Annotated in this window: 10 protein-coding genes; 3 read left to right on the top strand and 7 right to left on the bottom strand. The window is 66.1% G+C overall.

Annotated features, from left to right (window positions below; translation table 11 throughout):
• The 4 genes from V5A53_RS02150 to thpR form a co-directional block, all read right to left on the bottom strand.
• A partial coding sequence (locus V5A53_RS02150) for a translation initiation factor IF-6 (RefSeq protein WP_332311915.1) occupies positions 1-632 on the bottom strand: 632 nt, incomplete at its 3' end.
• Between the two features lies 1 nt (position 633).
• Positions 634-906, bottom strand: a complete 273-nt coding sequence (locus tag V5A53_RS02145; protein ID WP_332311914.1) for a 50S ribosomal protein L31e — start codon at positions 904-906, stop codon at positions 634-636.
• Positions 903-1,055, bottom strand: coding sequence for a 50S ribosomal protein L39e (locus V5A53_RS02140; RefSeq protein ID WP_332311913.1), 153 nt, complete (start codon positions 1,053-1,055; stop codon positions 903-905). The genes V5A53_RS02145 and V5A53_RS02140 overlap by 4 nt, the downstream gene beginning before the upstream one ends.
• Positions 1,056-1,139: 84 nt before the next feature.
• A complete protein-coding gene (thpR, locus tag V5A53_RS02135) occupies positions 1,140-1,688 on the bottom strand; it encodes an RNA 2',3'-cyclic phosphodiesterase (RefSeq protein ID WP_332311912.1) in 549 nt (182 codons plus the stop codon).
• 119 nt (positions 1,689-1,807) lie between these two features.
• Here thpR and V5A53_RS02130 point away from each other — a divergent pair, with 119 nt between their 5' ends.
• Positions 1,808-2,737 carry a ribonucleoside-diphosphate reductase gene (locus V5A53_RS02130; RefSeq protein ID WP_332311911.1) on the top strand — a complete coding sequence of 310 codons (930 nt, stop codon included), beginning with the start codon at positions 1,808-1,810 and terminating at the stop codon, positions 2,735-2,737.
• Between the two features lie 77 nt (positions 2,738-2,814).
• Here the strand turns inward: V5A53_RS02130 and V5A53_RS02125 are convergent, their stop codons facing one another.
• Both V5A53_RS02125 and V5A53_RS02120 read right to left on the bottom strand, forming a co-directional pair.
• On the bottom strand, positions 2,815-3,315 hold the full coding sequence (locus tag V5A53_RS02125; RefSeq protein WP_332311910.1) for a hypothetical protein: 501 nt from the start codon (positions 3,313-3,315) through the stop codon (positions 2,815-2,817).
• 39 nt (positions 3,316-3,354) lie between these two features.
• The gene (locus V5A53_RS02120; protein WP_332311909.1) at positions 3,355-3,522 is read right to left on the bottom strand and encodes a hypothetical protein; all 168 of its coding nucleotides are present in this window, start codon (positions 3,520-3,522) and stop codon (positions 3,355-3,357) included.
• An 86-nt stretch (positions 3,523-3,608) separates the two neighbouring features.
• On the opposite strand from V5A53_RS02120, the gene V5A53_RS02115 reads away from it, so the two are divergent.
• Together V5A53_RS02115 and V5A53_RS02110 are read left to right on the top strand one after the other, a co-directional pair.
• A complete protein-coding gene (locus V5A53_RS02115; RefSeq protein ID WP_332311908.1) occupies positions 3,609-5,486 on the top strand; it encodes a formate/nitrite transporter family protein in 1,878 nt (625 codons plus the stop codon).
• A gap of 95 nt (positions 5,487-5,581) precedes the next feature.
• A complete protein-coding gene (locus V5A53_RS02110; RefSeq protein ID WP_442928666.1) occupies positions 5,582-6,712 on the top strand; it encodes an MFS transporter in 1,131 nt (376 codons plus the stop codon).
• A gap of 24 nt (positions 6,713-6,736) precedes the next feature.
• Here the strand turns inward: V5A53_RS02110 and V5A53_RS02105 are convergent, their stop codons facing one another.
• Positions 6,737-7,435, bottom strand: coding sequence for a carbonic anhydrase (locus V5A53_RS02105; protein ID WP_332311906.1), 699 nt, complete (start codon positions 7,433-7,435; stop codon positions 6,737-6,739).
• Between the last annotated feature and the right edge of the window lie 2 nt (positions 7,436-7,437).

The following is a 7,437-nucleotide window of genomic DNA, read 5'->3' as shown; positions in this document are numbered from 1 at the left end:
CCCAGTTCGGGGCCGGTCGTGGACTCGCCGGTGACGTAGCCGTAGGAGTTGGCCACGAGCCCGGAGCCGACGAGCGGACCGCCGTAGTTGACGGTGCCGATGTCGGCGTAGACGCCGAAGAGGTCCTCGAGGAAGTCGAGTTTCTCGTCGGTCGTCTTCGGGTGACAGAGCACGCCGTCGCCGGTGACGACGGCGGCGGTGCCGACCGTTCGGACGTCGGCGATCATCCCGCGTTCGACGGGCACGTCGAGGGCGTCCTCGACGGCCTGGATGGCCTTCCGTGAGAGGTCGGGATGGACGTACGCGCCCTCGTCGTTGGCGAGGACGACGTTGCCGGCGGCGTTGATACGACCGGGGAGTTCGACGACCGGGAGGTCGGTCACCTCGGCGATGCGGTCGCGTTCGCGGTCGGTGACGCGCTCGCTGACGAGGAGGCCGTTCTCGTTGCCCGCGACGAGGGCGCCGACGGTTCCGGAGCCAGCGATGGTGGTCTCGACGCTCGGCACTTCGAGTTCGTCCTCGAAATCCGAGAGTAGTGACTCATCGATGTCGGGCCGAACCAGTAGCACGTCGTCGGTGGCCCGCGCGAAGACGCCGACGTAATCGGAACCGGAAAGCGCCGCCCGGAGCACGTTATGCGGTCTCTGCTTCGACGACCGCCTCGCCCTCTTCTTCGAAGCGGGCGGCCCGGACGCGGAGTTTCTTCGGCGGCTTCGAACGGCCGCGGGACCAGACTTCCTCGTTGATCGAGGGGTCCAGTCGGACGGCGTCCTCGTCGACGTTGAAGTGCTGTGCGAGGTGCGAGCGAACGAGGTTCATGGCCTTGTCGGCGCGCTTGCCCTTGGCCTCCGCGAGGACGTCGCGGAGCGGGACCGTCATGACGCGCTCGTCGAATTCGGCGCTCATTCGTCCGTGTCACTCCGCCGCCAGTTGCGGCGCTTGTGGTTGCGAAGCGTGTCGCGGTCCGTCTTCATGATGACCCACGCGGGCACGCGGCTGTTCTGGTTCTCCAGTTTCGCCAGCCGCTTCTTCTTGGCCTTCGATTTCTTACCCATAGTGGACGAGTCTTCCCTCGCTGTGTTTAAATTCTTGTTCCTTTGGGTCCCGTGGGCCGCTGGTTGTGCGGGCCTGCGACCGGCTTACAGCGGGAACCGCTCGACCGTCTCGTATTCGGGCCCCTCGTCGGTCAGCGTGCTCTTTTTCAGCCGCAGTTCCTCGACGTGGACCGTGCCGGCCTCGGGGTCGTTCTCGCGGACGAGTTGTTGTACCTCCTCCTTGGCGGCGGCGTGGTCCATCCGTCCGAGGGTGACGTGCGGCGTGAAGTCGTGTCGTTCCTCGTCGTAGCCCAGCGCGGTGGTCTCGAACTCGAGGTTCTCGTGGAGCTCGGTGAGTCGTTTGCTCCCCTGCGAGACGCCGAGCCAGATGACGCTGATGTAATCGAGCGACGGGAAGACGCCCAATCCCTCGAAGGTCGCCTCGAAGGCGTCCGTATCGGCCCCTTCGACGGCGGCCTCGATGGCGACCGTGAGGTCGTCGAGATCGTGGTCGCCCTCGCCGAGGAACTTCATCGTGATGTGGGCCTGCTCGGGGTCGGTCGGGTTGATGCCGGGCAACTCCCGGAACGGCGCCTGTATCCGGTCGACCTCCGCGGCGATGTCGCCGATGTCGACGCTGACGAACAGTCGCATGTCTAGCCGTTGCACTGCTGCGTTCTTAAACGCCGTTCCGAGCAGGCCCCTCCTTTTGAACGAGCCTTCGCTTCAGGGTGTAACATCTATGTGGCTGCCGCCGTATTAGCTACCGAGTCATGAATATCGATAGCACACGACACCTGCAGCTCGACCGGGAGAGCCGCGGGACGCGCTACTATCGCAACGCCGTCGAACGGCACTGGGACCCCTTCGAGATCGACCTCGACACCGACCGCGAGCGGCTGATCTCGTATCTGGAAGGTGAGGACCGCGCCGAGGCCATGCTGGATGGGATGCGGATGGGCGTCGCCCGGTTCGGCGCGGGCGAGCAGGCTGTCACCGAGGACCTCGCGCCGCTGGCGACGGCACTGGACGATATCGACGACCAGATGTTCCTCACGACCCAGATCTACGAGGAGGCCAAACACACCGACCACTTCGACCGCTACTGGCGGGAGGTCATCCATCCCGTCGAGGAGGAACTCGGCTTCGAGCCCTCCTCGCCGACCGACGACAAGTGGTTCAACGACGCCTACCACGAACTCTTCGAACGCAACGAGGAAGCGACCCACCGGCTGCTCGACGACCCGACACCCGATAACTTCGCGCGGGCCTACTGCCATTACCACCTCGTCATCGAGGGCATCCTCGCCCAGACCGGGTATTACGGGATGCAGCAGTCCTACGCGAAGGACAGCCATCCCGACCTGCCGCATCTGCCCGGCCTCTACGAGGGATTCACCAAGATCCGACAGGACGAGGGCCGCCACGTCGGCTTCGGCATGGCGAAACTGAAGGAACTCATCACCGAGGAGGACGTCGACCCGCATCTGCTCGACGAGACGGTCAACGAGATACTCCCGTTCGTCGACAAGATCGCCGCCAACCCCGAGGACCAGTACGTCGAGAACGTCGGCCCGCAACCGGCGGAACTCCAGCAGTTCGCCACCGAGAAACACATCGAGCGGATGGAACAGATCAAGAACGCCGCCGAGGACGTGCCGGATCTCGAATCGCTGACCGAACTGGAAGGCGTCGGCGACTGATAGGGAGCGTTGTATTCTTTTATCGGCCATCGCCGACCGCACTGGCGATGACCGGTACATCGTTACAAGAACCCGTATCAGAACCGGGCGACAGTATCGGCGATGCCTGCGGTCTGTCCGAGACCGACAGCGACCAGGCCGCCGACGGCGACCCCGTTCGCGATGACGGGCGCGGTCGCAAAGGCGACGGCGCCGACGAGACAGAGGGCGGTGCCGGCCAGATAGACGACGCGTCCGTCGGGCACCCGTCGACCGGTATAATACAGGCCGACTGCGGGCAGGCCCATCCAGCCGTAGAGTGCGACCGCAAGGAGGGCGTCGATGTCGGCGGCGAAGCCGACGACGCCCGCCGCGGCGGGAACGACACCGACCGCGATGACGCGCCACCACACGCGCAGAAGCCCCTCGCGCATGTCGGCGTAGCCGGTGGCCGCGAACCCGGCCAGCAGGACCGTCATCACCACGTGGGCGACGAACAGCGCGTGGTCGGTCACTGCACCGATGTACGTGGCGATGACGACACCCCACGCCGCGGGAACGAGGGCGACGGGGCCGGTCTCGCGGAGCCGTCGGAACACGGTCGCTACCTGGGTCGGTAGCGACTAATAACCGCCCGGTCACTCGTCGCCGACGAAGACGGTTTTCAGCCGGTTCCCACAGTTGGGACAACAGAGCGTCTGCCATTTCATCGGGTCGAGATCCCCAATCGTCTCCCGGCGAATCGCCTCGTCGCCGGCCACCTCAGTCTCGCAGGTGTCGCATTCGAGCGTATCGGGCAGCGGCATTTGGCCGCATATAGGGCCGCGGTTGAAATAGGCGATGTGGAACAGGTCCCGCAAACTCAAGTTCCTCCCCTCTGACCACACCAGTAATGGACGACTCGGACGGGACGGAATCGAACGACGTGGCGCCGGAGGAGATCGGCCAGGAGGAACTGGACGAGTCGGTCCGGGAGGCCATCGAGCGCTCGAAACTCGGCGCCCCCGCGGTCGGTGAGGCGGTTCGGGACCGCTTCTCGGCCGACGAGGTGTTCCAGCGGGTCATCGCGGCCGCCGACGAGGAGGTCACCTCCGGCGTCCGCGAACTCCTCTTCAGTGGTATCGCCGCCGGCTTCGCCATCAGCATCACGTTCCTGCTGTATGCCTCGATGTCTGCCGCAAGCGACAGCGCCTTGGTCGGCGCGATGCTCTATCCTCTCGGTTTCATCTACATCATCATCGGCGGCTACCAGCTCTACACCGAGAACACGCTGCCGCCCGTCGCGTTGACCATCGAGCGACTCGCCAGCCTGCCGGCTCTGCTTCGGCACTGGGGCGTCGTTCTCGCCGGGAACTTCCTCGGCGGCGCCGCTGGCGCGGTCGTTCTCACGTACGGCGGCGTCTTCGAACCCGACGCCGCACAGGAGGCACTCTACATCGCTCGCAAGGGGGCCTTCGAAACCCCGTGGTGGTCGCTGTTCTTCAAGGCGCTCTTTGCCGGCCTCATCGTCGCAGGCGTCGTCTGGGTCGGCTACGCCTCCCGTGACACCATCTCCCGGATGTTGGTCGTCTATCTGGCCTTCCTCGCCATCCCGCTCGGCAACCTCTTCCACGTCGTGGTCTCCTTTACGGAAGCGCTCTACCTGATGTTCCACGGCGAGTTGGCGTTCGTCCCCGGCATGACGGGGTTCGTACTCCCCGTCCTGCTGGGCAACACTATCGGCGGCATCGCGCTCGTCACCGTCGTCAACTACTTCCAGACGAGCGAACAGCGGCTCGAATCCGCTCGGTTCGAGGGAATCGAACGTCGGCTCTCGCCCCGGGAATGGCTCTTCGGTCGACTGGTCGGCCGGTCGTACGTCCCCATCCTCGACCCCTCGGAGACCGGCCTCAGCGAGGACGCCGGCTACCGAATCATGGTCCCCATCTCGAACCCCCGGACGGAATCCCGAACCGTCGAACTGGCGTGTCTCCTCGCCAGCAACTACGAGGACGCCGTGGTTCACGCCGTCCACGTCGTGCAGGCGCCCGAACGGATGTCGCTGGGCAGCCGACAGCGCCAGCGCATCACCTCCGCCTCCGAAAAGCAACTCGAATCCCTCCACGACACCGCGGCAGACTACGACATCCGCTTTGAGACGTCGACGACCGTCACGCACCGCTCCTTCGAAGAGGTGTTCAACGTCGCCCGGCGGACCGAACCGGACCTCGTGTTGATGGGCTGGACCCACGGCCGCCTGTGGAGTGCCGCTCGCGCCGAACGGCCGCTGGCGGAGTTGACGAACCGCCTGCCCTGCGATTTCCTCGTCGTCAAGGACCGCGGGCTGGACACCTCGAAGTTCCTGCTGCCGACTGCGGGTGGCCCCGATTCGGATCTGAGCGCAGAGGTCGCCCGCGCTCTCCAGTCGGTCGCCGACACCGAGGTGACGATCCTCCACGTCGTCGACGGCCCCGAACGCGTCGACGCTGGCGAGCGGTTCATCCGCGAGTGGGCCGTCGACCGCAACCTCACCGACGCCGACATCATCATCGACGACTCCGGCGACGTGGAGGCGGCCATCAAGCGGGCGGCCCAAGACCACACCGTCGTCGCACTCGGGGCAACCGAGCAAGGACTACTCTCACGGCTGGTCACCCAGACGCTTCATCTCGACGTCGTCGACGAGGTCGACTGTACGGTGATGCTCTCCGAACGGCCCTCCGAGCGGTCCATCATCGGCCGGCTGTTCGGTAGCGACCGCCGCGAGCGGTCCACCCCCAAGGAGTCTTGACCCTCCGCAGGGAAATCCGGATTTAAAAGTACCGCCGCCGCTCACCGTCGAACGTGTCCAACGAGGAGCGACTGGTCGGCGGCTACACGGGCCGGATGCTGGCGGTACTGGCGCTAGCGTGGGCCACCCTGCAGTTAGCCCGATTCGTCGTTCCCCCGTTGTTGCCGGAGATTCGTGCGGACCTCTCGATGTCGCTCACCGAGGCCGGTATCGCGCTGACCGTTCTGCAGGGCGTCTACGCCGTCTTCCAGTATCCCAGCGGCCGGCTCTCGGACAGCTGGAGTCGCGCGACCCTGCTTGCGCCCTCGTTTCTCGTCCTCGCGGTCGGCTGTGTCCTCATGGGCGGCGCCCGCGGGTTCCTGTTCTTCGTCGCCGGGACGGCCGTCTTCGGCCTCGGAAAGGGCCTCTACGCTATCCCCTCGCGAGCGCTGCTCTCGGATCTGTTCGTCGAGCGCCGGGGACGTGCACTGGGCGTCTTCAGCGCCGGGACGGACCTCGGCGGCGTCCTCGCCTCGGTCGCCGCCGTCGCCGCCATCGCCTACGCGACGTGGCGGGTCGTCTTCCTCCCTGTGGCCGTCCTGCTCGTCGCGCTCCTCGTGCTCTTCGTCGTCTGGAACCGCGAGTCCTACGTCGTCCACGACGCCGACCTCGAAGTCCTGTCGACGGCCCGGCGCCTGCTGGCGACGCCCCGCCAGCGCTGGACCATCGTCGCCTTCGTCTGCTTCTACTTCATGGTCAACGGCGTGTTGAACTTCCTGCCGGAGTACCTCCGTGAGACGAAGTCCTTCTCGCCGGAACTCGCCAGCGCCACCTACGCCCTGCTTTTCGCCTTCGGGCTGATCGTCAAGCCGGTCTCCGGCACCCTGAGCGACCGCTTCCCGCGACACACCGTCGCGGTCGTCGGGATGGTGCTGGCCGCCGCCGCGCTGGCGTTGCTCGTCGCCGTCGGGTCGGTCGTCGGCGTCGCCGCCGCTATCATCCTCTTTGCCTTCGGCTACAAGGCGCAGTTCCCGGTTATCGATGCCATCCTGCTGGACGCCGCCCCCGACGAGAAGACCGGTGCGGACCTCGGGGCCGCCCGGACCCTCTTTTTAGGTATCGGCAGCCTCGGCCCCACCTTCGTCGGCGTCGTCGCCGAAGCGCTGAACTTCACCGTCGCCTTCGCCGGCCTCGCGGGGACGCTCGTCGTCGCCGCCGGCATCCTGCTGTGGATCGGCGATGAATAGGCCCGTCCTGACGAGCAATCGGGCTCACTCCAGCAGGCGCTTGACGTGGGCCTCGTAGGCGTCGGGGACGTCCTCGGCGAGCAGGTCGGTATCCGTCTCGCCGCCGTGGTTGACCAGATACGAGCGGCCGCGAACGTCCCCGTAGACGCCCTGGAAGTCGTAGACGAAGCCGAGTATCGTCGTCTCGTCGGGCACGTCCTCGCTCTCGCGGAGACAGGCTACCTGTCGGTCGACGTTGTACTCGACCAGCTGGTCGACGAGACTCACCTCGCGGTCGGGGTCGACGCGTGAATCGTCGAGGCCGGCCTCGACGACCGGGCGGAGCCATTCGATGCGCTGTTCGACACCTGCGGGAAAGTCGGTGTCGTCTCCCTGTACCTCCTTCAGCGTCGCGGTCACCGCACCACAGCCGGTGTGGCCGACGATGGCGGCGACCTCGGTGTGGGGTTCGGCGTAGAGAAGCGGATAGAGCACGTCACCGCTGACGACGGTCTCGCCCCCGTAGGAGTCCCACGTCTGGTTGCCGATGTTGGCGACCGTGAAGAGCCAGCCCGGTTCCTCGACGTCCCACATCCCCTCCTGTGAGACTCGCGAGTCCGAACAGCAGACCGAAACGACCGCCGGGGACTGGGAGTCCTCGACGGCCGCGAAGTGGTCGTCGGGCAGGGACTCGGCGTGCCGCGCGTTCCGCGCGAGCAGTTCGGCGATGATGGTCCGGGCCATGC

Origin of the sequence: Natronomonas sp., from assembly GCF_036625485.1 — an archaeon.
GTDB lineage: Archaea > Halobacteriota > Halobacteria > Halobacteriales > Haloarculaceae > Natronomonas.
This window is presented reverse-complemented; position numbering and strand designations above follow the sequence as displayed.

Excerpts from the sequence above, each read along its gene's own strand:
- V5A53_RS02145 (WP_332311914.1), bottom strand. The coding sequence starts at position 906 with ATGAGCGCCGAATTCGACGAGCGCGTCATGACGGTCCCGCTCCGCGAC.
- V5A53_RS02140 (WP_332311913.1), bottom strand. The coding sequence starts at position 1,055 with ATGGGTAAGAAATCGAAGGCCAAGAAGAAGCGGCTGGCGAAACTGGAG.
- thpR (WP_332311912.1), bottom strand. The coding sequence starts at position 1,688 with ATGCGACTGTTCGTCAGCGTCGACATCGGCGACATCGCCGCGGAGGTC.
- V5A53_RS02130 (WP_332311911.1), top strand. The coding sequence starts at position 1,808 with ATGAATATCGATAGCACACGACACCTGCAGCTCGACCGGGAGAGCCGC.
- V5A53_RS02120 (WP_332311909.1), bottom strand. The coding sequence starts at position 3,522 with ATGCCGCTGCCCGATACGCTCGAATGCGACACCTGCGAGACTGAGGTG.
- V5A53_RS02115 (WP_332311908.1), top strand. The coding sequence starts at position 3,609 with ATGGACGACTCGGACGGGACGGAATCGAACGACGTGGCGCCGGAGGAG.
- V5A53_RS02110 (WP_442928666.1), top strand. The coding sequence starts at position 5,582 with ATGCTGGCGGTACTGGCGCTAGCGTGGGCCACCCTGCAGTTAGCCCGA.
- V5A53_RS02105 (WP_332311906.1), bottom strand. The coding sequence starts at position 7,435 with ATGGCCCGGACCATCATCGCCGAACTGCTCGCGCGGAACGCGCGGCAC.